Raw genomic sequence first — 23,412 nt, 5'->3', positions numbered from 1 at the left:
ACGCACGGAGCGCTCGATCTAGGCTAACGCATCGATGACGAGCTCGGTCATCTTCAAGGCCTTGGCTGTTCGCCGTCGAGTGTAGTTCGGGAAAAGCCGAAGTCGCGTGGCCCACGCCAGCGCCTAGCCTTTCGGATCAGAAACAGAAGTAGTACAACAACGGGGATAACAGGGGGAAGGTACTTAAGCGCAGGCCATGATACCATGAGATCGCCGCTAACTTTCAGCGTCCCCTTGCCACCGCTTACGTTCAGAACAAGGTCGCCGTCGCAGTGGGCCAGCGCCACACTGCGCCCGTCAAGCGTGTACCGAACGATGCCAATCGGTGCGTCTCTCAGCAGGACCGGCTTGTCCACGACGATCGGCTGTTCCCTAAGCGTTGGGAACGACAGGGTTGTCACGCTTTCTCCGGTGATTAGGTCGCAGCGGTCGGGCAATTCACGATAGTCGGGAAGGAACTCCCCAATACCATAAGCGTTCCGAGCTCCTGTAGTCTTGAAGTGGGAAAGGACCTCAGCGTCTCGAAACATCAACCCCCTCGACTGACTGGTCGCGACGATCAAAGATTGGGCGATACTTAATGCGAGGACAATCGCTAAAGGCGTGCTCGTTACACATCCGCGCCATGCAAGGAATACGGCAAACATGCCAAGCATCGCTGCAACGAACATCCAGCGCCAGATGAAGAGGGAGATGTCCATCAGCGGAATGTCAACGACCATGCCGCGCAGCAGCGTGCTTTGCCACAGGAACACGCACGCAAACAGAATGAAGAGGATGGTGGTTCTGATGTCGAATGAGCGGCCAAACCTGTAAAGGGCGACAAACACCATGATCAAGAGATATGGTCCAATGCTGTTGAATGCCAAGGGATTCAATAGCTCAGTTGGAGTGAGGAAGGTCTGCTCGAATGTTACGGGCAGGTTGTCGATGCCTAAGATCGAGTGCCGATGAGCGAACGCCGGCAGCCATGCCGGGCTCGAAAGCAGCAGTGCTCCGCAAACGGACAGCAGTGCGCGCACTGAGAACCTAGCTGTTACCTTGGCAAAGGTCAGGATCAAGACAACTTGCAGAAACAGCGCCTGTGGGAATATTGGGGGATGCGCAATGATCTGCAGTGCGATGATTGCCATCGCTAGCATGTAACTGTTGCGCAGAAGCGCAGCCACGGCAAAGGGAACGAGGGCGTAGGCCATCGCCTCGGGGAGTGCGGCGCGAACCACGAAGTTCTGGTATACGTAGTTTGAGCCGAGGAACAATGCCGAAAAGAAAGCGGCCATCGTTCCGCTCCGATCCGGACCAACGTAAACCAGAGAGACGAGGTCCTTGATGCCGTATGCCAATATCAGAAGGAAGCTAGCGCTCACGATGTTCACGGCCTGCACAGACGGAATACCAATGAAGGTCAGTGGAGCAGCCAAGCTATAGGGGAGCGTTGTATAGAAATAGAACACTGGAAGAGTATAGCCGCCAACGTCACCAAACAGGTCCAGTTTCGCATTGCGGAATTGATCGGCGACAGCGAGCGTGCGGAATGCATGTACAAAGGTGTCATCACCAATCCCGAAGATCACCAGAAACGCGAGGCCGCCAGCCTGAACCGCGTAGGCAGATTGGAATGCCCGTTTCCAGCAGAAGAAGACAGATACTGCGACAAGACCTGTTCCAACGGCTAGCAGAAGAACCAGGTCCAGGCGTTGACTGAGCACATCCAGCACATGTGAAGCGTCCTCTGCCAGGCTCATGTTGTTTGGACCCTATGCCAATGGATTAGCAGTCGTCATCTTGATATTGGCTCATCCGTGACTTGGTCTTGCGTAGACTTAGCAAAAACGAAAGGCATGTGAGGGAGACACCGCCGAAGGCCGATGCGCCCGCAAGATTGCCCAACAAATCGAGCGACCATCGGGGAGTGGCGGAAAGACCACGGAAAGAAGCCGCATCAAAGTAATCACGCTTGCGAGCCTGCCACTGACCAACGGGCGGCCCGTGGGCTGCCCGGCATTCCTCTTCCATTTAACCGAAAACAGCGCCTAGCCGACAAGAAAGGCAAAGGGGTTAGGAAACCGGTCGGCCGATAGACGCACTTGTCCATTGGAGGTAGGCAATGACTACCATGGCCGGCAGAGTGGGATGCAGCAACTTGGATAGCGCTTTGATATTGCTGACTCCTAACCGGCGAGATTTTCGAACCTGCCGTACCGGATTTCTTAGTCGGCGTCGAAGACACCTCATCGGCTGCGTGATGGCGGACTGCCCTCCGGTGTCGACGATTAAGTGCAGTGGCTGTCCTTGTCCTGCAGTTTGACTGCCGGGTTGCCCCGTTGGCTGTGGCACGTAAGGACGCATGTCTTCTGCAGCGCTCGGTACATGCATTAGGCTGACGAAAAGCGGTCCTGCAGATTGGCTCTCAATCAAACGTCGGACCCCCTTACCCCCTTTTGATCCTCTGTTTCAGACCCGCTGCCTGTGTTCTGCTGCCTCTGGAAACAGGATCACGTGCGATGAACGTGTCAATAGCGGAACCGACGCAGTTCAGTCAGCCGCCAGTTGTCGGGCGGCCTTTGGTCGTCGACCTTGATGGAACGCTGATCCGCTCCGACCTCCTAATCGAGACTGCCTTCGCCGAGTTGGGGCGGCGTCCCCGGTCGGCTCTCGACATGTTCGTGGCACTGTGGCGCGGAAAAGCCGCTCTTAAGCAATGCGCCGCGGCTTTGGTCGATTTCGATCCAGCCAACCTTCCTTATGACCAAGCTGTACTCGAAGAAATCGGCGCGGCGCGCCGGATCGGACGCCCGGTCTATATCGCATCGGCTGGAAACGAACGCGTCGTAAAGGCTGTTGCCGAGCACCTCGGACTGTTCGATGGTCATATCGCCTCGGACACGACAACCAACTGTTCCGGGGAGATGAAGGCACGGCGGCTTGTCGAACATTTCGGGGTCGGTGGTTTCGACTACATCGGCAACGACGTCGCCGACCTTCCCGTGTGGGAGCGGTCGGCGCAAGCGATCGTCATCCGTGCGTCTGCTGGTGTGTCTCGCCGCCTTGCCAGAGGAACTGTAGAAGTAAAACACCTTAATGCTTCACGGCCCGGATGGTCGACCTGGGCCAAGCTGCTGAGAGTGCACCAGTACTCCAAGAACGCGCTGGTGCTCATCCCCCTTCTCGCTTCCCATGAGATGAACCTGGGGAATGTTCTGGTAGCCATGCTCGGCGCTGCCTCGTTCTGCCTTTGCGCATCGAGTGTGTACCTGCTCAACGATCTTGTTGACCTGCAAGCAGACCGCGCGCACCCCACCAAGAAATTCCGGCCGCTCGCAAGTGGGGAGATACCTCTGGCGCACGCGCTGCTCGCGATTCCGCTCTTGCTATTCGCTTCGGTGCTGGTTGCGGGCTTGGTGTCGGCAGCCTTCCTCGGCGTCCTGCTCGGTTACTTCGCCCTCACGGTAGCGTATTCGTTTTATCTGAAGCGAAAAATGCTAATCGATGTTGTTACCTTGGCCATGCTCTACACGGCGCGCATCATCGCCGGAGCAGTTGCAGTCGAGGTCGCCCTGTCGCAATGGCTGCTCGCCTTCTCGATATTCATCTTTGTCGCCCTCGCGCTTGTGAAACGTTACGCGGAACTTGCCACGCGGCTCGACATGGAACTCGCTGAGCCGACCAACAGGAATTACAAGTTCGGGGATTTGGGCATTGTCGCGGCATTCGCTGCGGCGTCGGGATACAACGCCGTCACGGTTTTTGCGCTCTACATCTCATCCCCGGATGTGAACGCGCTCTATAGTCGACCTCAGATACTCTGGCTCATCTGTCTCGTCCTCATCTACTGGGTCAGCCGGATCGTGATGATGGCTCACCGCCGTTCGCTTCGCGAGGATCCAATCGTCTTTGCTATGACCGACCGCAACAGCCTCATCTCGTTCCTGATAATAGCCATAGCTGTCGTGGCGGCGGTGTAGAGCAAGCCAATGACCAGAAAAGCCATGCCCCCTCGCCGGAACCTGACTTATGCCGCGCGCTATATTGCCTTCGCGGCTTTCGCTACTCTGACAAACCTGGTGACGCAGGAGGCGGCAGTGCGCGCCGTTCCTCTCGCCCCGCTGGTTGTCTCAATGACTGCGGGCACGGTCGTCGGCTTCGCGGTGAAATACGTTCTCGACAAGAACTGGATTTTTTTCGATCAGGTCGAAGGCCGCTATCACGAGTTCCGGAAGATTTCCCTCTATGGCCTGTTCAGCGTTTTCACCACACTCGTCTCGTGGTCATTCGAAGCTGGCTTCTGGTCATTGTGGGGAACTTCGGTCGCCAAATATTCAGGCGCGGTGATCGGGCTCGCTGTCGGATATGCTGCCAAATACGAACTCGATCGAAGATACACCTTCCGGAAGGCAGGTGAGCAGTGGAGTTGAGCGGCTGGGGACGGTATCCGCGCCATTGCGCCATGCTTGTCGGATTGAACGGGCCGAAGGGGCTTGGGAAACTTCAACGCGGGCTTCCCGCATATGTCCCGAGGGGCAATGGACGCGCTTACGGCGATGCTGCGGTCGGTGCAGAGGCAACTTTGGACATTCGCAGCCTTAACCGCATGCGTCGCTTCGACGAGGCGGAGGGCCTGCTCACAGCCGAAGCAGGCGTGATGCTATCCGACGTGCTCGACACTTTTCTTCCTCGGGGCTGGTTCCCGCCCGTGGTTCCGGGTACGCGCTTCGTGACAATTGGCGGAATGATCGCTGCCGACGTGCACGGCAAGAACCATCACTTGGCCGGGGGATTCGGCGACCAAGTCGAATCCTTCAGGCTGGTGCTTCCGTCGGGAGAGACCATCGGTTGCTCGCACGATGAAAACGCGGACCTATTTCGTGCGACCGTAGGCGGAATGGGCCTCACGGGAACGATCGTCGACGCCACGATTCGTATGTCGAAAGTCGAGACAGGCTGGATCCGGCAGAAGACGCTCCGCGCGGGGGATCTGTCAGAAGCATTGGCATTGCTGGCCAAGAACGAACAGTCCTACTATTCCGTTGCTTGGGTCGACTGTCTCGCCCACGGAGCGGCGCTCGGTAGATCGCTGGTTTACCTTGGCGAGCACGCCAGCCTGGATGATGTCCAGGCCGAGAAGCCTGGCGCTCCGGCGTTTCCGACGCGCGCATGTCGCGCGTTCACCATCCCGGTAGACTTTCCGCGCATCGTCCTTAACCGGCATTCCATCCGCGCTATGAACGCTTTGAAATACGCCCGCGAAGCAGAGACGTATGGTGAAGGATCGGCCATCGTGCCGTGGCACTCCTATTTCTTCCCGCTCGACGGAATAGGCCAATGGAACCGGCTCTACGGCCGCCGGGGCTTTCTCCAGCACCAATGCGTAATTCCGCACGAACAGGCGGTCCCAGTCCTCTCCGAAATCTTGGGGCTCATAGCCGACAAGGGCGAAGCGCCTTTCCTGGCCGTCCTCAAGAATCTCGGTGTTGGAGGCGGGCTGCTTTCGTTCCCGATGCGGGGGGTGACATTGGCGATGGACTTTCCCGTTACCGACGGCGTCTTCTCCTTCCTCGACCGGATCGACCGACTGGTGGTCGCGGGCGGCGGCCGCCTCTATCTCGCCAAGGACGCAAGACAGCGGCCGGAAACCTTCGAGGCCGGTTATCCGGGGCTGGCCGCATTCAGACAGCAACGCTGCGCCATCGGCGCAGACACCAGGCTTGCATCGATGCTCTCAAGGAGGCTCTCGATATGAAACCGTCAACTAGCTCCGTACTCATAATCGGCGGTACGTCCGACATAGGGCGCGCCACGGCGCGCGTTTATGCGGACAAGGGCTGGCGCGTGACGCTCACCTGCAGGGACGATACAGCCGGCCGCCGCGAGGCCGACCACATCGCCACAGCGACTACTGCCTTTACCGAGCTCAGGCACCTCGACATCCTCGATAGCTCATCATTTGGCCCCTTCGTCAACTCACTGGTAGATCTTCCGGACACCGTCGTCTGCGTCATCGGCCTCCTGCCAGACCAAGCGAGAGCCGCGTCCGATATTGCTTACGCCTCCATAGCGATGCGGACGAATTTCGAGGGACCTGCCATGCTTCTTGGTATGATCGCCGAACTCTTCGAAAAGCGCGGCAACGGGACAATTGTCGGCGTGAGTTCTGTGGCCGGCAACCGGGGCCGCGCTTCGAACTATGTCTATGGGTCCGCAAAGGCAGGCCTCACCGCATACCTGTCGGGTCTCAGGGGGCGGCTGTGGAGGTCTGGCGTCAGGGTTGTGACGATTACGCCGGGGTTTGTGCGTACCCGCATGACCGCCGGAATGAACCTGTCCCGTCTTCTAACAGCCGAGCCCGCCGAGGTGGCCATGGCAATATTCCAGGCGGCCGAGACCAGGCCGCGGGACGTGGTATACGTGCGTCGAAGCTGGCGATATGTGATGGGCATCATCGACACGATGCCTGAAATCCTGTTCAAGCGAGTGACGTTTTAAGATCGTTTCCGTGATCGACGAGTTCACAAGGGAATGCATCTCCATCAGGGTAAGCCGGAAGCTGAAGGTCGTCGACATGATCGACGTTCTCTCCGATCTGTTCATCCTGCGCGGCATCCCCGTTCACATTTGATCCGATAATGGCCCCGGGTTCATCGTCAAGGCGTTGCGCGAATGGATCGCTGCTGTAGGCGCAAAGACGGCTTACATCATGCCGGCAGTCGTTGGAGAATGGCTATTGCGTGAGCTTCAACTCAAAGCTCCGCGGCGAACTGCTCAACGCGAAATCTTCAACACGCTGAAGGAAGCCCAGATCGTCATCGAAGGATAAGACCAGCCGTTGGGGATCGAGGCCTGTCTGCCAGGATCGCCAGCGGTATCGCCGCCGCGCGACGTCGGCTCGGGCCTGCTCAAGCGCAAACAGAGTTTTTGAACCGCAGCCTGTCGCGCCGCAGGAACTGCCACACCGTATCGTGCGACACCTTCACCCCGCGCGCCGCCAGTTCCGCCTTCAGCTCATGCAGCGACAAATGCGGCGTTTGGTTGAGCCGCTCGGCGATGAAGACCCGATGCGGCTCCAGAATACGCTTGCGATGGCCGCCCATCTTGCCGGGTGCCACCGACCCGTCGCGCGATATCGCTGCGACCACTTCACCACCGAAGACACGGCGACACCGAACCGGGTCGCCACCGTTCGGCAGCTTTCGCCGGCCGCGACTGCACCCACAACACGCTCACGAAGATCATTCGAAAGAGGTCGCGTCATCCGATGCTGGCCTCCATTCCAGCCAGCATCCTGAATCACAAAACAGCCCAAACCGGAATCCCCACGATTCAGGCAAGACCACAAACGCTCTAGAAAACCAGAAGGTTGATCTCAGGCTCGCCCGAAGGGGGTAATCGCCAAGTATGCCGCGCGGCTGCTACATCACTGCCCGTAGCGTTGGCAGCCGGTGAGGCCGCATGCTTTTCAATATTCAGGTTTTGCGCGGCCTCGCGGCCATTTTTGTCGTTTGGACCCATGCCCAGTGGTTCATCCCGGCAAATTACGTGCCGGCAACGATTAGCCAATTCGGCTATGGCGGTGTCGATCTATTCTTCGTCATCAGTGGATTTATCATGGTCCATACGACGCAAGGCAAGCAGGTGAGGCCATATAAATTTATCAAAAATAGACTAGCTAGGATTTGCCCTCTATATTATGGAGTTACAATTGTCGTATTTTTAGCAAGCTTCTTGGTACCAAGCGCGTTCAACAGCACGTCGCCGGAAATACCATCCCTCCTAAAGTCAATACTTTTTATCCCTTTCGAGAAAAAGGATGGCCTGATTTACCCAACATATTACCTGGGATGGACCTTAAACTTCGAAATATTTTTCTATTTCATTTTTGCCTTCTCACTATTCCTAGGAGAGAGGGTCCGGATCTATGTAGTCGCAGCGATCCTCGTGGGCCTGACGACTGCAGGGGTGTTGATCGACAGCCCGGCCGACCAAGGCGTGGCAGCCTTCTTTTATACAAGGCCGATTATACTCAACTTTGGCTTTGGCACGGCGATCGCCTTTCTTTTTGTATCCGCGAGACAGCCCCCCTCTGCGCTGTGGTGGATCTTGCTGGTGTTGGGATCATGTTGGTTTTTGCTGGGAGGAGCATTCACGTCCTTTGGCGACGGCCCGGTTTTGCCGCCGACCGACACCGTTTTCAGGTTCGGCATTCCATCCGCACTTGTGGTGGCTGCAGCGGTGGGGCTCGACCGATCCGGTGTAAGGCTAGGCACAAAATTGATGCGCCGCGCGGGCGACGCCAGCTATTCGATCTACCTGTCCCACTATCTCTTTGTGGCAGTGGTCATTGCCAGCGTCGATAGTTTCGACCTGAGTGCTTTCGCAAGGGCGCTGATGGCACCGTTTACGATCGCAGCGGCGGTTTTTGTCGGCTTCCTCACATATCAGCTCATCGAGCGGCCTCTGGGCGGAAACTGGTCTGCCTACGTTAGGATTTTGGGAAACCGTCACAGCTTGCGAATGCACAAAAAGCCCGGATTGCATCCCAACCCTAACACTGCCGCCATAAAGGCCTCCGAAAGAACTACCGACATCTAGCGTAAGGAGGTTCAGCTACTTCCTCTGACTTACGCGGGATATTGCTACGCGGCGATCACGACGGCTCTCAACAAGGTGCGCAGGCACTGCAGCCCATGCAAAAGGACAAACGGCGATTGTGTTGCGAACTTCCCTGGCGGTTACACCTCCACGTTGCTTACATATTGTGCAACGATCTGCTAGCGTTGTATTTCAAGGGGCATCGTGGCGCCGGGCGGATGCGTGGTGCCCCTGCGTAAGGAGGATAACACATGTGCGACTTGGTCGATCACGATGTGCTGGGCCCCAAGCAATACGCAATTCTTTTGGAAGTTTATGAATCCGCTCGCCGGATAGAAGCAAAGCTTCCGAGCACGCATATTGCGAGCATTGCCGCGCGGCGCCTGATTGCAGCCTTCGATGGCAATGCGGACAATTCAGGCTTCGACTTGCGGCGCGCCAGGCCGCAGGGCACCGCATAGCGGCGCTCTCTTTGCAGCTCTGACCTGCCCGGACTCGGCGATACTCATGATGGCTGAGTGAAGTGGCTTGTCGCGCCTTGCTGCTGGCAACTGCCATGCGCGAAGGCGGCGATAGGAGAGCCGCTGGGCGGTGGGGCTGGGTTAACGGCTCCCCTATCCTGTCGCGTGCAAGACCACGAGCAGACCGCGTGTTGTTATTGTGTCGCCACGCAGGCCAGGTGAGTTTCCAGCTTGTGGGCCTAGACGGTCAATTGAGCATTGGAGGTAGACGGGGGGCCATCCATAAGACCCATGGACATCTTCTAGCGTATGATATCAGATGAGTCTCTGGGCACTAAGCATCTAAAAGGTCAATTTGCGGGAAAGATGCCAAATACGCCACAAGCATGCTGTGAACTTTGGGGACTCAAGTCGCGACGCTTATAGACGTCGGAGAACAGCAGCATCCATGTCATATATTCATAGCAACTACGATGTTTGACCATACGCTACTCAATTTCATACAGTCACCTCCGATAGGGGGGACAATAAATACAGAGGATAGGAAAGCGGATTTCCTGGAAGCGACCCCGAAAACATACCCGGCAAGCGCAGTTGTTAGCCATCAGGGGGACGCCAATACACGGATTTTCATCGTCGCTTCCGGTTGGCCCTGTGTTTCCCGCCACCTTTCCAACGGCAGCCGGCAGATCATCGACACTCCGCTCAAAGGTGACATCCTTGGCTTCCCCTCATTTGATGGCGGAGGCATCAATTCCGTTATTTGCGTGTCTGAAGTGGAATTATACGAAATTCCGGGACAAGCATTCCGGAAAGCGCTCGACCAGAACGCGACGCTGGGATCGCTGTTTGCGCGGATCGCGGCACGCCAGCACGCGATCGCTGTCGAACGATTGACCAGCGTCTGCCGGCGCAGCGCCCTGGAACGGACGGCTCACTACCTCCTGGAATTGGGCGTACGGCTTGGCTCAGGTGACCACGGTTACGACTGCCCGCTAACGCAACACGACCTTGCCGACGTACTCGGACTGACTCAGATTCACGTAAATCGGACGTTGCGTGAGTTGCGCGAAAGAGAACTGGTTTCGTTCCGGTCAGGTGCAGTCGAGTTCCTCAATCGCGCCAAGCTCTTGAAGTTGGCCAGCTTCGACAGCGCCTACCTGCAATACAACTGGCCTGCCGCGCCGCAGAAAACTACGACACGGCGGCCGCTGTCGACGCTGCGCCCCACTGCCCTTTGAAGGCTCAACCATTCAAACGAACCAGGTTGCCGAGCACTACCGCCAGGCACACGCAAATGCGCCTATCGGATGAGGCAGCACCACCTTAGGTTATATTAACCTATGTTAATGAAAAAAGAATTAGTTGAGTTATCTTAACACATTGCTCGCTCATATGGGTGAAAGTGAGCAAACAAAAGGCGCGATGCTTAATGTAAGCGCTTGAAGTTACACCAGAAATGAAAGGCGTAGTGGAAGCAGTTGAAAATGGGGTGTGCAAATCGCTAACAATTGCGATGTTTGTACGGAAAGGGCGGGTACTTCTATGGAATCCTATTACGGAGAGCATGGGAAGAGTTCAACTTTACCCACTGCTAGAAGCAATGCGGACGTGTCGCGGCCAGTAGTTGACGCTGATCAACATCCTCACGATCGTCTTCTTATCATCGACAACAGAGCTCTTGATCGCGAATGCCTAGCCAGGGCCTTGGTCTATCATGACCTTGGCTTGGAAGTTTCCGCGCTGGCGTCGATCGAAGAGTGGCGAAAGCAAAAGGATCTGCATCCTTCGCTGGCAGCTATCCTTCTCAATCTTGGCGGGAAGAGAATAACAGACGCCAATGTCGCCACTGAGATTTCTCGGCTCACCGCCGAATTCAAGTCGGTTCCGGTCGTTATTCTGGCCGACAACGACGAGCTCAAGCAGATCATGAAGGCGCTGGAGTGCGGCGCGCGCGGCTACATCCCGACCACCGTCGGGGTCGACATCTGCGTGGAAGCGATCGGCCTTGCGATTGCAGGGGGGATCTTCGTCCCTGCAAGCAGCCTGCTTGCCATCCGCCACCTTATCGACTCGAGCGGCCAGGAGGCGCGTCCGCTAGCCGGAATGTTCACACTTCGCCAGGTCGAAGTGGTTCAGGCATTGCGCCGCGGCAAAGCCAACAAGATCATCGCCTATGAACTCAAGCTGCGCGAAAGCACGGTGAAGGTGCATATTCGCAACATCATGAAAAAGTTGAAGGCGACCAACCGTACCGAAGTTGCCTACAAGCTCAACGACCTGTTTCCCGGCGACGTATAGCTCTCGGCGAGCAGCCGGCATGATCGCCCCGCAAGGCACGACAGCCTTGCGGGGCTACTTGCATGAATTTAGCGGATCTACTGCACTACCTTTTGGCTGTGATTGACCACCATGTTAATCCACAATTGGCGCGGTCATATGGCCGCCCTTTCGAACACCAGCACGCGGCCATCGACGACGCCTCCCGGCTTACCTATGTCGAACGGCTCCTCACCCCGCATTGGGAAGATGCCCCACCAGCTTCCTCAACCAGGCGCTGGCCTGGCACGCCAGGCAGGGCCCCAGAGTGGAGCAAGTGAACCGCTCGCCCGATCGCTCCAACTGTTCGCCGGACCTGCAGCCGCTCGAGGGGCTCACCACATTCGCACACGACCCTATGCGCCGCGCACCAATGGCAAGGCCGAGCGCTTCATCCAGACGTCACTGCGAGAATGGGCCTACGCCAGACTTCACGCTTCATCTGCCGAACGGGCATAAGCCATCCATCGATGGGGCGCCCACTTATCACCACCCCACACTGCCATCGGCGAACAGCCTATGACAAAGACTGAACAGCCTGCTTGGTAGCGACACTTAGGGGCCGGTTGGGTGCAATTTTGGTCAGACGGCCAATGTCGCCTGTTAGCAATGGCTCACGCGGGCGCTCATGAAATTCGACCGCTTAGATACCTTGTCACCGGCGCTTCGACGTAAATAAACGTCAAAATGGAAATGGCGGTTACAATAAATGGCGTTATGATTAGGATCAGTATCGGCCCTAAGAAGGACGCATGACTATTCGAAATCATTTTCTCGGACGCGCCATTCACGAACTCGTGGCACAAATAAATCGAGTAGGCACATTTCGCGAGAAAGTTCGCCGGCGCCGAATTCACAGAGAGCCCTACTTTTTCCAAGGCCACCGCACCAAGCAATAACCCGGACGCCGGCAAACCCAGCCCCACTAGACGAGGAACTGCCGGCCAGAAGAAAGGTCGCAATATAACCGCGACCGCGCAAACGCCAATGATTGCCACAGATGCCAACATTGCAGACTTTGTTGGCAAATAGGAAAAAGATGCAATAGACGTAATCTTGTATATTATGACACCAAGGGCAAAATCAACAATAATTGGATTTGTATAAGATACAAGCATTGGCATATCTGGTGGCACAAAGACGCCAATCATTGCAATCAAAACAATAACAATTGAAGATATATAAACTCCATTCCTAACGCTAATTTTTTGGCATGCCGCAACAATTACGCTGAATTCTACTATCAGAATCAATGTCCACGTTGGATGTAGTATCGGATATGTTCCATATGGTATGAATGCAAGGGACATAAGCAATTCTTGGAATGTAGGGGCACCGTAGCCTTGCGTGTAATTCTTGGTGAGAAACGCCAGGATCGTGAAAACGAAATAAAGCGGCAGTATGCGGATGGCTCTGTCCCTCAGGTAGACGAACGCCGGCTTTCCGGACTTGCCCAGTACATGGGCCGACAGGAAACCAGACACCACCAGAAAAAGGTCGGTTCCAAACCGCAGCATGTCAACCACAGCTGATCCGGCGTCTATGGCGTCGAACACAAGCTCCAGATGGACATAGACGATGGCATAGGCAGCGATCAGCCGGAGAATCTGGATGTTGTTGCAGAACGGCCTGGCCGAAGGAGCAACTGTCCGTTTGCCTGCAAGATGGTATTCAGTGGCCATCTTGACCGAGACAGGGTTCAGAATGTCCTTGGCAATTTCGAAATAGCGCGACTTCGCTTCAATCACTGTCGGCCGTCCGATCTGCCACTGGCGTCGGGATTGGCGCGCGCAAAAAAAGATGGAAAAGATCGCTTCCCACAACCGCCGCCAGGCCAATCGCACCGAATGGAGACACAGCCATCATTGCTACGAACCTGAAGTTGATGGGTACTCATCTGATATCGGCGTGATATCGGCGCCAAGCCGGGATCAGCACAATCCGGTCACGACCTTCAAATCGCGCGGTGGAATGATAGGCGCTGCGGGACGACTAAAGAACCAGTCAAAATGGCTATGGTTGCCGCATAGCCTACCGCCTTTGCATGCCTTCGGATTGAGATAACGCCCCCCAAGACGATCGTTAAGCATTGGAACGTCTGTGATAGCTCTAGGTGAGCATCCGACGTGATCGCCCAGCAAAGCGACGACAGCCTTGTGGGGTGGGGCGACTTTCTTGAAACAACGGATCAAAAGCGCTGCCTTTTGGCTCCGATTGCCCAGCCAGTCGACGATTGGCGTGGCCATGTGGCTGCGCCCCTCATATCCGTCTGAGCAGCCTACCCCCAATGGACGATAAGTGGCCGTCTTATTGGGAACGCTCGGTCTGCCAGCGAAAATGTACACTTCCAGGCATCGACGCATGCAACCGGATGGCCGTTATGACCGAGCATTTCCGACGCTTCGAAAAATCAGGCAGGCTGCGGCAACGCGCCCACCAGCTGATACCGGGCGGCAGCCACACCTATGCCAAGGGTGACGACCAGTACCCGTTGTTGGCACCCGGCTTCATTGAGCGCGGCTCCGGCTGCCATGTCTGGGATGTCGATGGCAACAAATACATTGAATACGGCATGGGCAACCGCGCGGTTGGGCTTGGCCACGCCTATCCCACCGTGCTGCACGCCGTCGAAAGAGCGCTTCGCGACGGAAGTAATTATACACGCCCCGCACGGATCGAAGTTGAATGCGCGGAAGCGTTCCTCGAACTCTTTCCTGCAGCGGAAATGGTGAAATTCTGCAAGGACGGATCGGACGCTACCTCTGGCGCCGTCCGACTAGCGCGCGCCTACACCGGCCGCGATCTGGTCGCCTGCTGCGCCGACCAACCCTTCTTTTCGACTGATGACTGGTTCATCGGCACAACCCCGATGAATGCCGGCATACCGAAAGCCGTACGGCAGCTCACTGTCACCTTCCGCTACAACGACGTCGCAAGCGTCAAGCGATTGTTCGCGAACAACAAGGGCAGGATCGCGGCGGTCATACTCGAAGCTGCCCGCACGGAAGAGCCACAGGGCAACTACCTGCGCGAGGTCCACCGGCTGTGCCGCGAAAACGGCGCGCTACTCATCCTTGACGAGATGATCACCGGCTTTCGCTGGAATGCCGGTGGCGCGCAGGCCGAATACGGCATCGAGCCTGACCTGTCATGTTTCGGCAAGGCCATGGCAAACGGGTTCTCGGTCTCGGCACTTGCGGGAAAACGCGAATATATGCGCCTCGGTGGGCTGGACCACACCGATCGTCCGCGCGTCTTCCTGCTATCGACCACGCACGGTGCTGAAACGCACGCGCTTGCCGCGGCAATCGCGACGCTGAGGATCTACCAGAATGAACCGGTGATCGAGCACCTGTACCGGCAGGGCCGGATACTCAGGGACGGCTTCGAGGACGCCGCAAGGCGACATGGTATGAGCGACTTCGTCAAGGTCGTCGGCCGTCCAAGCTGCCTTGCCTACCAGACGCTCGACCAGCAAAGGCAGCCTTCGCAGGCGTTTCGCTCGCTGTTTTTGCAAGAGACAATCAAACGCGGCGTACTCATGCCGTCGCTGGTGCTCGGCTACATGCATGATGATGCGGCGATCGCCGAGACCATCGAGGCAGTGGACAGCGCTTTGGCGGTCTATGCGCGGGCCATGGAAGACGGCGTCGAAAGGCATCTGGTGGGGCGGCCGTCGCAGCAGGTGTTCAGGGCCTTCAACCAGCCGCAGGAAAACGATCTCAACCGCGTCATTGCCCGCCTGGCGTAACCAACGTCTGGGGCGGTGCATTGGAGTAAGCATTTTCGACAACAAAGACGAGGGACGTGATGAAAGTTCTGGTAACTGGCCATCAAGGCTACATCGGCTCGGTCATGGTGCCGATGCTGCTAGAGGCGGGCCACACCGTCACCGGCTATGACAGCGATCTCTACCGGCGCTGCACTTACGCACCGGGTGGCACCCCTGCCCCCGTGCCGTCGATCGCCAAGGATATTCGTGACGTCGAAGCCTACGATCTCGAGGGTTTTGATGCGGTCATCCATCTCGCGGCACTTTCAAACGATCCACTTGGCAATCTCGATCCCGACCTGACCTACGACATCAACCACAGGGCCAGCGTCCGGTTCGCGCGCGCGGCCAAGGCCGCCGGCGTCAGCCGCTTTCTCTATGCCTCGTCATGCAGTAACTACGGCTTGGCTGGCGACGGCCTCGTCGACGAGACCGGCGAGCTCAATCCGGTCAGCCCGTACGGCTGGTCGAAGGTCATGTCGGAGCGCGACATTTCCAAACTGGCGGACGCCAGCTTTTCGCCAACCTATTTCCGACCAGCGACGGCCTACGGACTTTCGCCGCGGTTGCGTTTCGACATTGTGCTCAACAATCTTGTCGCCTGGGCCGTCACCGAGGGCGTTATCCTGCTCAAATCCGACGGCAGTCCGTGGCGGCCGATCGTGCATATCGAGGATATTTCCCGCGCCTTCATCGCTGGCCTCGAAGCCCCGCGCGAGATCGTCCACAACGAAGCATTCAATGTCGGCCAGACCAGGCACAATTACCGCATCCGCGACATCGCGGCGATCGTCGCCGAAGTGGTCCCTGGCTGCCGGCTGGAGTTCGCTGCGGACGCCGGGCCGGACAAACGCTCCTACCAGGTCAGCTTTGAAAAGATCGCCCGAGTGCTGCCGGCCTTCAAGCCGCAATGGGACGCGCGAGCGGGAGCCGAGCAGCTCTTTGCGGCCTACTCTAGCGCTCATTTGACACTCGAAGAGTTCGAAGGCCCGCGTTTCCAGCGCATTGGCCACATCAAGCACCTCATCGCCAACGGGCTGATCGACAACAACATGCGGCTGCTGAGCGCCGCGGAAACGCCGGCTGGGTCGATAGCAGCCGAGTAGGTCCGTTCAACCATGGAACATTCCAGTTCCGCCGTCTCCGGCTTGCTCACCGACCAGGTCGGCGAGGTAATCTACGCGCTAGCCGAAAGGCTCTATCCGATTTGCCGGAGCATTACCGGAGACGGCGTGCGTGAAACACTGGCGATCCTGACCGAAACCGTGCCGCTTGACGTGCGCGAGGTCGCGACCGGCACACAGGCGTTCGACTGGACCATCCCTAGGGAATGGAACATTCGCGGCGCGACGATCAAAGGCATGGATGGCGCAACCATCGTCGACTTCGCCGACCACAACCTGCACGTGTTGAACTACAGCATGCCGTTTCGCGGAACGGTCTCGCTGGAGGAGCTGAAGCGTCACGTCCATACGCTTCCCGACCAGCCGGAGCTGATCCCCTACCGGACCTCCTACTATGCCGAGAACTGGGGTTTCTGCATGACCCACAACCGTCTGGTCGAACTGCCCGGCGGCGACTACCAGGTGGAGATCGATGCCGAGTTCAGGGACGGCAGCCTCAGCTATGGCGAATATCTGCATCGCGGAGAAAGTGAGCGCGAATTCCTTCTGTCGGCCCATATCTGCCATCCGTCGCTCGCCAACGACAATTGTTCCGGCCTGGCACTGCTTGCCTGCCTCGCGAGCCAGCTTCGCTCGCGCAAGACGCGCTACAGCTACCGCTTTCTGTTTGCGCCGGGCACTATCGGTTCGCTTGCCTGGCTGTCGCGCAACGAGGATGTGACGCAGCACATCGACCATGGCCTGGTCGTGTCTTGCGTCGGTGACGGCGGCGGCCCAACCTACAAGCGCAGCCGCAGTGGCAACGCCTTCATCGATCGGGCCATGGAGCATGTTCTTGGCCATCGCGAAAAGGCGGCAACGCTGCTCGACTTCTCACCTTACGGCTATGACGAGCGGCAGTTTTGTTCGCCCGGCTTCAACCTGCCCGTAGGCTTGTTCCAGCGAAGTGCCTTTGGCACGTTCCCCGAGTATCACACCTCGGCCGACAATCTCGATTTCATCAAGCCAGCCCACTTGGCTGAATCCTGGCGCATCATCATGGACGTCATCGAGATCGTCGAAGGTGACTGGACGCCGACCAGCCTGAACCCGAAGGGCGAGCCCCAGCTCGGGCGCCGTGGCCTTTACGCAGCCCTTGGCGGCGACAAGTCGACGGGGCTGAGTTCGATGAGCCTGCTTTGGGTGCTGAACCTTGCCGACGGCCAGCACTCGTTGCTCCACATGGCTGAGCGGTCAGGATTGTCGTTCAAGGAAATAGCGGGCGCCGCTGAGTTGCTGCGCGTTCACAGCCTTCTGGCCGAAGTCTAGCCATACAAGCGCCCTGTCAGCAGCGGCCAGTTGCGATCCCTCTCGGACATCGCGGTAGGAGCTGAAGGCCATTGGATGCCAAAGGCCGGGTCGTCATATCTGACGCCAACCGAAGCCAGCGGCATATAGAACTCGGAAATCATGTAGGACACCACCGCATCATCGCTCAGCGTCTGAAAGCCATGCGCAAATCCGGCCGGAACATAGACCTGCCGCCGGTTTGCGGGCGTCAGCTCGTAACCTACCCATTTGAAATGGGTGGACGAGGTGGGCCGCATGTCGATGATGACGTCGTAGATAGCCCCCTGAATGCAGGAAACCAGCTTCACCTCGGCGTGCGGTGCAATCTGGAAATGCATGCCGCGCAGCGTGCCTTTTTGCACCGAGCGCGACTGGCTGTTTTGAACGAAGCGCGTGGCGAGGCCCCGTTCACCGAACTCCTTCTCGCAAAAGGTCCGCATGAAGCTGCCGCGCTCATCGGTGATGGGGTCTGGCTCCACAAGCCATGCACCATGCAGTTCCGTTTCGACAAATCGCACGGCTTTCCTTGCCTTTCGCGGGAGTTCTGAGGAGGGATTCTTTTCTTCGGCGGCCGAACACGGAAGCGCCGCCTAAGAGGTATGCCCCATCACCCGATAGGTCGATGTCATGAGGCGTATCGTACCCATTCGGGACGAGGCTTAGCCCTTCCTGCTCCAGGCACCGCCTTTTGATGTCATGCTCTATGGCTCGACCGCCCGATCGGATGACACCTCCAATCGTAAGGGCAAATCGAAGCAACCACGCAGTGCCCGTATTCTCTCAATGGGCAATTCTGAAAGTGCAGCTCCAGATGAGGTGGCTGGCACGATCGTGGGGAGCGTATTCATGAACATGCAAAAACTTGACGCTGTCAGGGACGTAACGGCGAGACAACCTTACCTGGCACCGGGCTGCCGGCTTTGTGGCGCCCGCCTCAGCCACACCTTCGTCGACCTTGGAATGTCGCCGCCCTGCGAGAGCTTTCTCCGGGCGGACGAGGTCGACCAGATGGAAGCCTATTTTCCGCTCAAGGTCCTCGTCTGCGACACCTGCTATCTGGTGCAGCTCAAGGAATATATGAGTCCCGAGTCCATCTTCAGCGAATACGCTTATTTCTCATCCTACTCGACCAGTTGGGTTGCCCACGCCAAGCACTATTGCGAGGCGATCACCGCGCGTCTCAAGCTCGGAAAGGACAGCCTTGCCGTCGAGCTCGCCAGCAATGACGGCTATCTGCTGCAGCACTTCCTCCCTCTGGGCGTGCCCGTCCTTGGTGTGGAGCCGGCAGCCAACGTGGCGCGGGCAGCGATTGAAAAAGGCATCCCGACCCAGGTCGACTTTTTCGGCGAGCGCCTCGCCACCAAAATGTTCGCAGAGGGAGCCTCTGCCGACTTGATTATCGGCAACAACGTCCTGGCCCAGGTGCCCGACCTCAACGACTTCGTCGCCGGCATGAAGATCCTGCTCAAGCCGGAAGGCACCATCACACTGGAGTTTCCGCATGTCGAGCGACTGATCGCGGAAAACCAGTTCGACACGATCTACCACGAGCATTTTTCTTATTTCTCGGCCGTGACGATCGACATGATGGCGCAGCGCCACGGGCTGAAGCTGGTCGACGTCGAAGAGCTTTCAACCCACGGGGGGTCGCTGCGCGTCTATCTCGCGCATGAAGACAGCGCCCAGCCGATATCGGTTCGCGTTGGCGAAATCATCGCTCGCGAGCGGCTGCACGGGCTGACTAACATGTCGACATACGCCTCTTTCGGGCACAAGGCCGCCATGGCCAAGCGGGACCTGCTGGCATTCCTGATCTCGGCCAAGAATGAAGGCAAGCGCATCTGCGGCTACGGTGCGCCCGGCAAGGGCAACACATTGCTCAATTATTGCGCCATCGGGCCGGATTTCCTCGACTTCACCGTCGACCGCAATCCCTACAAGCACGGGCGCTTCACGCCGGGCATGCATATCCCGATCCGCCCTGTCGCAGCCATCGACGATGCCAAGCCCGATTACATCTTGATCCTGCCTTGGAACCTCCAGGACGAGATCATCCGGCAGATGTCCCACGTCTCAGCCTGGGGCGCGAAATTCGTCGTTCCCATCCCCTATGTCACCATCATCGATCCCGCGGAGCTATGAACATGAAGGTCGTCCTGTTTTGTGGCGGGCGCGGCACCCGCATCCGGGAGTATTCCGAGGCCATTCCAAAGCCGATGATCCCGCTCGGCCAGCAGCCGATCATGCGGCACGTCATGCAGTGGTACAGCGACTATGGGCACGACGATTTCGTGCTGTGCCTGGGCTACAAGGCAAATGTCATCAAGGACTTCTTCCTGAACTCGCGCCCTCAGACATTTTCCGACTGCGTCGTGTCGGGCGGCGGCAAGGACATCCAGCTTCTTGACGAGAGCACCAAGGACTGGCGCGTGACGCTGCTCGATACCGGCATTTGGCGTAACATCGGCGAGCGCCTGTGGGCGGCGAAGGACCAGGTGAAGAACGAAAAGATGTTTCTCGCCAACTACTCCGACGGGCTGACCGATGTCGATCTCAACGACATGATTGCCAAGTTCGAAGCCAGCAACATGTATGGCTGTTTCCTCGCCGTGCGTGCGCCCCTCACCTACCATCTCGCCGATATCGACGATTCCGGCCGCGTGCGCTCGTTCAAGACGACCGATACGTCGGAGATCTGGATCAATGGCGGCTACTTCATCTTCCGCCCCGAGATCTTCGACTACATGGAAGACGGCGAGGAATTGGTGCTCGAGCCCTTTAGCCGGCTGATCGCCGACAACAAGCTGATGGCCTACAAGCACCAGGGCTTCTGGCGCTCGATGGATACCTTGCGCGACTGGCAATCCTTGGAAGACATGGTCGAGCATGGCGACATGCCTTGGAACGCGGCCATTCGTGCCGAGCGGGCAAGGCGGAACGTCATCAAGGCGGCCTCATGAAGAGCCTGAGCCTCGCACGAAGCGGCGAGCAGCTTTCGGTTCTGTGCCTTGGCGCGCATGCTGACGATATTGAAATCGGCGCTGGCGGCACGCTCTTGAGCCTGATCGCCGCCGGCGTGCAGCTCAGTGTCCACTGGTGCGTGTTGAGCGCCACCGGCCAGCGGGCTCAGGAGGCAGAACGGTCGGCCCGCGCTTTCCTGCGGGAAGCGAGGGACCAGCGTATCGAGCTTGCCGGGTTTGAAGACAGCTATTTCCCCGAGCAGCGGCGGGCAATCAAGCAATGGCTGATCGACCTGAGGGCGCGCACTGCGCCCGATGTCGTGTTTACCCACACCCGCAAGGATGCCCACCAGGACCACCGCGAGGTCAACCAGCTGACCTGGAACATCTTTCGCGATCACCTAGTGCTCGAATATGAAATTCCGAAATGGGACGGAGATCTAGGCCAGCCCAATTTCTACGTGCCGCTGACAAGCGCTGTGATGGAGCGGAAAATCTTGCTGCTGCACGAGCACTTTGGAACGCAGCGCTCGAAGGACTGGTTCGACAAAGAGACCTTTCAAGGGCTGGCGCGCCTACGTGGCATGGAGTGCCGTGCACCGGAGTTCTATGCCGAGGGCTTTGTTTTGAGGAAGGCACGCCTGCTGTAGTGTTCAGTCGCTGCGACCAGACTTCTGTTCAACAAAGAACGATTCAAAACCACGAGTTTCCACAGAAAACCGACACGGTTTATTGTGCTGTGTCTAGATTCTATGGTCTACTTGCAACAGTTTCTGTAATCGTCTAACAATTGCCATTGTGTGTATGAGTGCGTTTTCTGAACTGTGCGCTTTTGTGAGCACGGCATGTATTTTTAGGTCAAGTTTTTGTCTGCTTGGGGAATGAGGGGCTGCTCGAATGAGCAATGTAACGTCGCCTCACGGCGAAGAACTGCAAGATTTTGCCTTTTTGAATGTTAAGTTAGGAACAGTCGACGGAGGGGAACACGGGCTTCTGGTAATGAAATCGGACCAGCTTGTAGCTGTGCTGACGCAGGTCGATGAAGAACAATACGCGGTAAAGAGCGGCTGGTTTCTGGAAACGGGTTACGGCCGTCTGGGTGGTTGCCATCGGATGTTTGAAACGCTGCAGGAAGCGACAAGCTGGATCGCCGGACATTTCCCCGCTGAACAGCGAATTGCGATAGAAAACTGAGAGGCATTCCGTCTGGCAGGAGCATGCCCCCGAACCGAAGGTCCGCTTGGCGAAAAGTGGGCCCCGTGTCCGGATAAAGGTAGCGCTCCAGCAAGGAGGTAGATAGCCGATCCCAATTCTACTGGGCCCATCTACTGGAATGGAGCAGGCTCCAGGACGTTGCTTCTAGGCCCCAATGGGCTTGGCGAAGCCGGCGTTCATCCGGCGTGGGTCGAGTCGCGTCGGCGTCCCAAAAAGGCAAGGTTCACTGGCTTTGACGCTGCTCGCCCTCGGACGTCAGCTCCAGGACCCAATCCGTAAATCCCCCCTGATTGAGTCTCACGGGCCGAAACGTTTGCCTCCCCGGCGCGAAGGGCGAACCTTCAATTGGCAGCAAATTCCCGCTCGTCGGATCACGCCAACGCGCTTTGATCTTTTCTCCGGAAAGCCGCCCAAGATCGAGTGTTATTTCTTTGCTTGTGGGTAAATAGACGAGTGCGAACGAACCGTCCCTTGCCGCCGCCGAAACCACACGGGCTTTGTCGCTCCCCTTTCCTCCGACAAGTAACTTGCCGTCGACGTCCGGTTCTAGCAGCCACCACTTCAAGGACGAGACAAGGTTGCCAAGAAGGGTCATGCTCCGTGCGCCAGGGCTGTCGAGGGACTGCTTCCAGCCCATCGGCGCAGGATAGATGCCTGGCCCGTCGAAATACCACATCGGGTTGTTGCCGAATATCTGTCCGGAAGCACCGGAGAGAATGGCTTGATAAGCCTGCATGCGAACCTGCTGCTCGTCCGCTTCATGTTCGTTTTCGTAGGCACTTTCCATCAAAAAAAAGGGCAAATCTCCGCCGTGCACATACTGATTCAGGGCTGCAGTCGACACGGAGCCATAGGTGTAGACATTGTTGACGGCTAGCCAAGGCTCGCCGTGCCAATAGTCCAAAGCAGCAGTTTCCGGTGAGTTGTGAGCCGTATGAAGGGCGCCAGGGTCAGTTTCCCGGATTCCATCCGCAATGGCGCGAACGAGATCCTTGTCCGGCACATTGTAGTCGCCACCCTGCACCCAAAGGATGTTGTCGAGACTCGCGTAGCGCCGACCCACGAACCGGCCATAATCTCGCAGCTTCTGCTTTCCATTTCCAACCATCTCTTGATACCAGCCGTCCGACCATCCGCCATATCCGGCGTAAGAAGGTGCCAGAAGCACTAGGAATCCCAGTTCACTTGCGCGGCGCAACACCCAGTCGGCATGCTTGAAATAGGTCTCGTTCGGAGAGCTGTAGTCACCGTCCACCAGAAACGGTTTGTCGCCATAGATATTGGCCGGCGCCCGGTCGGCGAAGCGATGCTCGATCAGATTGACAAGCAATGTGTTGAAGCCGCGCGCTTTGCGATCGCGTAGATATAGGTCAGCATCCTCGCGGGAAAGCTGGGCGATCAACGACCAAGCGGTATCTCCCTGCATGAAAAACGGGCGACCCTCTGCATCAACCAGATAGCGCTTGCCCGCCTGAACCTGCAGCGGGAAGACAGAAACCTTGTCGGCGACTTGAGAAGTGTCGCGTGCCTCGAGGATGAAAGTAGGAACCATCAGAAGACAAGCTACAAGCATGACGTATTTGGACCAATACGACGCACCGCTACATATTGAATGTCCGAAGCCGGCCATGCTTGAACCCTTCGCC

General features: G+C 57.5%; 19 protein-coding genes and 3 pseudogenes. 17 read left to right on the top strand and 5 right to left on the bottom strand.

Features of this window, described 5'->3' with window-relative positions; translation table 11 throughout:
* Positions 1-53 precede the first annotated feature (53 nt).
* Positions 54-1,745, bottom strand: coding sequence for a hypothetical protein (locus AC1DLV_RS23465; RefSeq protein ID WP_476802464.1), 1,692 nt, complete (start codon positions 1,743-1,745; stop codon positions 54-56).
* A gap of 759 nt (positions 1,746-2,504) precedes the next feature.
* Here AC1DLV_RS23465 and AC1DLV_RS23460 point away from each other — a divergent pair.
* The 5 genes and pseudogenes from AC1DLV_RS23460 to AC1DLV_RS23440 form a co-directional block, all read left to right on the top strand.
* Positions 2,505-3,965, top strand: a complete 1,461-nt coding sequence (locus AC1DLV_RS23460; protein ID WP_476802463.1) for a UbiA family prenyltransferase — start codon at positions 2,505-2,507, stop codon at positions 3,963-3,965.
* Positions 3,966-3,974: 9 nt separating this feature from the next.
* A complete protein-coding gene (locus AC1DLV_RS23455) occupies positions 3,975-4,415 on the top strand; it encodes a GtrA family protein (protein ID WP_476802462.1) in 441 nt (146 codons plus the stop codon).
* A 32-nt stretch (positions 4,416-4,447) separates the two neighbouring features.
* Positions 4,448-5,740, top strand: a complete 1,293-nt coding sequence (locus AC1DLV_RS23450) for an FAD-binding oxidoreductase (protein WP_476802461.1) — start codon at positions 4,448-4,450, stop codon at positions 5,738-5,740.
* Complete coding sequence (locus AC1DLV_RS23445; protein ID WP_476802460.1) at positions 5,737-6,483, top strand: SDR family oxidoreductase; 747 nt, start codon at positions 5,737-5,739, stop codon at positions 6,481-6,483. Before AC1DLV_RS23450 ends, AC1DLV_RS23445 begins: the two co-directional genes overlap by 4 nt.
* A gap of 10 nt (positions 6,484-6,493) precedes the next feature.
* Positions 6,494-6,808: pseudogene (locus AC1DLV_RS23440) on the top strand (DDE-type integrase/transposase/recombinase); the annotation flags it as partial.
* A 6-nt stretch (positions 6,809-6,814) separates the two neighbouring features.
* Here AC1DLV_RS23440 and AC1DLV_RS23435 read toward each other — a convergent pair.
* Positions 6,815-7,249: pseudogene (locus AC1DLV_RS23435) on the bottom strand (helix-turn-helix domain-containing protein); the annotation flags it as partial.
* A 197-nt stretch (positions 7,250-7,446) separates the two neighbouring features.
* On the opposite strand from AC1DLV_RS23435, the gene AC1DLV_RS23430 reads away from it, so the two are divergent.
* The 5 genes and pseudogenes from AC1DLV_RS23430 to AC1DLV_RS23410 all read left to right on the top strand — a co-directional run.
* Positions 7,447-8,586: an acyltransferase family protein gene (locus AC1DLV_RS23430; protein ID WP_476802459.1), complete on the top strand. Its 1,140-nt coding sequence runs from the start codon at positions 7,447-7,449 to the stop codon at positions 8,584-8,586.
* A gap of 260 nt (positions 8,587-8,846) precedes the next feature.
* Positions 8,847-9,047: a hypothetical protein gene (locus tag AC1DLV_RS23425; protein WP_476836259.1), complete on the top strand. Its 201-nt coding sequence runs from the start codon at positions 8,847-8,849 to the stop codon at positions 9,045-9,047.
* Positions 9,048-9,520: 473 nt separating this feature from the next.
* Positions 9,521-10,288, top strand: a complete 768-nt coding sequence (locus tag AC1DLV_RS23420; protein WP_476802457.1) for a Crp/Fnr family transcriptional regulator — start codon at positions 9,521-9,523, stop codon at positions 10,286-10,288.
* A gap of 304 nt (positions 10,289-10,592) precedes the next feature.
* A complete protein-coding gene (locus tag AC1DLV_RS23415; protein WP_476802456.1) occupies positions 10,593-11,348 on the top strand; it encodes a response regulator transcription factor in 756 nt (251 codons plus the stop codon).
* Between the two features lie 324 nt (positions 11,349-11,672).
* A pseudogene (locus AC1DLV_RS23410) lies at positions 11,673-11,915 on the top strand (integrase core domain-containing protein); the annotation flags it as partial.
* A 77-nt stretch (positions 11,916-11,992) separates the two neighbouring features.
* Here the strand turns inward: AC1DLV_RS23410 and AC1DLV_RS23405 are convergent.
* On the bottom strand, positions 11,993-13,114 hold the full coding sequence (locus AC1DLV_RS23405) for an acyltransferase family protein (RefSeq protein WP_476802455.1): 1,122 nt from the start codon (positions 13,112-13,114) through the stop codon (positions 11,993-11,995).
* A 632-nt stretch (positions 13,115-13,746) separates the two neighbouring features.
* On the opposite strand from AC1DLV_RS23405, the gene AC1DLV_RS23400 reads away from it, so the two are divergent.
* Genes AC1DLV_RS23400 through AC1DLV_RS23390 form a run of 3 tightly spaced genes read left to right on the top strand, consistent with a single transcriptional unit; the run spans position 13,747 to position 17,570 of the window.
* Positions 13,747-15,117 carry a glutamate-1-semialdehyde 2,1-aminomutase gene (locus AC1DLV_RS23400; protein WP_476802454.1) on the top strand — a complete coding sequence of 457 codons (1,371 nt, stop codon included), beginning with the start codon at positions 13,747-13,749 and terminating at the stop codon, positions 15,115-15,117.
* Positions 15,118-15,176: 59 nt separating this feature from the next.
* Positions 15,177-16,244 (top strand): NAD-dependent epimerase/dehydratase family protein, encoded by a 1,068-nt coding sequence (locus AC1DLV_RS23395; protein WP_476802453.1) that lies wholly within the window; start codon positions 15,177-15,179, stop codon positions 16,242-16,244.
* 12 nt (positions 16,245-16,256) lie between these two features.
* Positions 16,257-17,570 carry a DUF4910 domain-containing protein gene (locus AC1DLV_RS23390; protein ID WP_476802452.1) on the top strand — a complete coding sequence of 438 codons (1,314 nt, stop codon included), beginning with the start codon at positions 16,257-16,259 and terminating at the stop codon, positions 17,568-17,570.
* Here AC1DLV_RS23390 and rfbC read toward each other — a convergent pair.
* The gene (rfbC, locus tag AC1DLV_RS23385) at positions 17,567-18,109 is read right to left on the bottom strand and encodes a dTDP-4-dehydrorhamnose 3,5-epimerase (RefSeq protein ID WP_476802451.1); all 543 of its coding nucleotides are present in this window, start codon (positions 18,107-18,109) and stop codon (positions 17,567-17,569) included. The two genes, AC1DLV_RS23390 and rfbC, sit on opposite strands and share 4 nt — an antisense overlap.
* A gap of 328 nt (positions 18,110-18,437) precedes the next feature.
* Between rfbC and AC1DLV_RS23380 the strand changes: the two genes are divergently transcribed.
* The 4 genes from AC1DLV_RS23380 to AC1DLV_RS23365 all read left to right on the top strand — a co-directional run bounded on the left by AC1DLV_RS23380 (position 18,438) and on the right by AC1DLV_RS23365 (position 21,745).
* A complete protein-coding gene (locus AC1DLV_RS23380; RefSeq protein WP_476802450.1) occupies positions 18,438-19,733 on the top strand; it encodes a methyltransferase domain-containing protein in 1,296 nt (431 codons plus the stop codon).
* A 2-nt stretch (positions 19,734-19,735) separates the two neighbouring features.
* On the top strand, positions 19,736-20,551 hold the full coding sequence (locus AC1DLV_RS23375; RefSeq protein ID WP_476802449.1) for a sugar phosphate nucleotidyltransferase: 816 nt from the start codon (positions 19,736-19,738) through the stop codon (positions 20,549-20,551).
* Positions 20,548-21,201 (top strand): PIG-L deacetylase family protein, encoded by a 654-nt coding sequence (locus tag AC1DLV_RS23370; RefSeq protein WP_476802448.1) that lies wholly within the window; start codon positions 20,548-20,550, stop codon positions 21,199-21,201. Before AC1DLV_RS23375 ends, AC1DLV_RS23370 begins: the two co-directional genes overlap by 4 nt.
* A 247-nt stretch (positions 21,202-21,448) precedes the next feature.
* A complete protein-coding gene (locus AC1DLV_RS23365; RefSeq protein WP_476789530.1) occupies positions 21,449-21,745 on the top strand; it encodes a hypothetical protein in 297 nt (98 codons plus the stop codon).
* 244 nt (positions 21,746-21,989) lie between these two features.
* Here the strand turns inward: AC1DLV_RS23365 and AC1DLV_RS23360 are convergent, their stop codons facing one another.
* Complete coding sequence (locus tag AC1DLV_RS23360) at positions 21,990-23,396, bottom strand: glycoside hydrolase family 140 protein (RefSeq protein ID WP_476802447.1); 1,407 nt, start codon at positions 23,394-23,396, stop codon at positions 21,990-21,992.
* Between the last annotated feature and the right edge of the window lie 16 nt (positions 23,397-23,412).

This window comes from Aminobacter sp. 01T433, from assembly GCF_056398585.1.
This window is presented reverse-complemented; position numbering and strand designations above follow the sequence as displayed.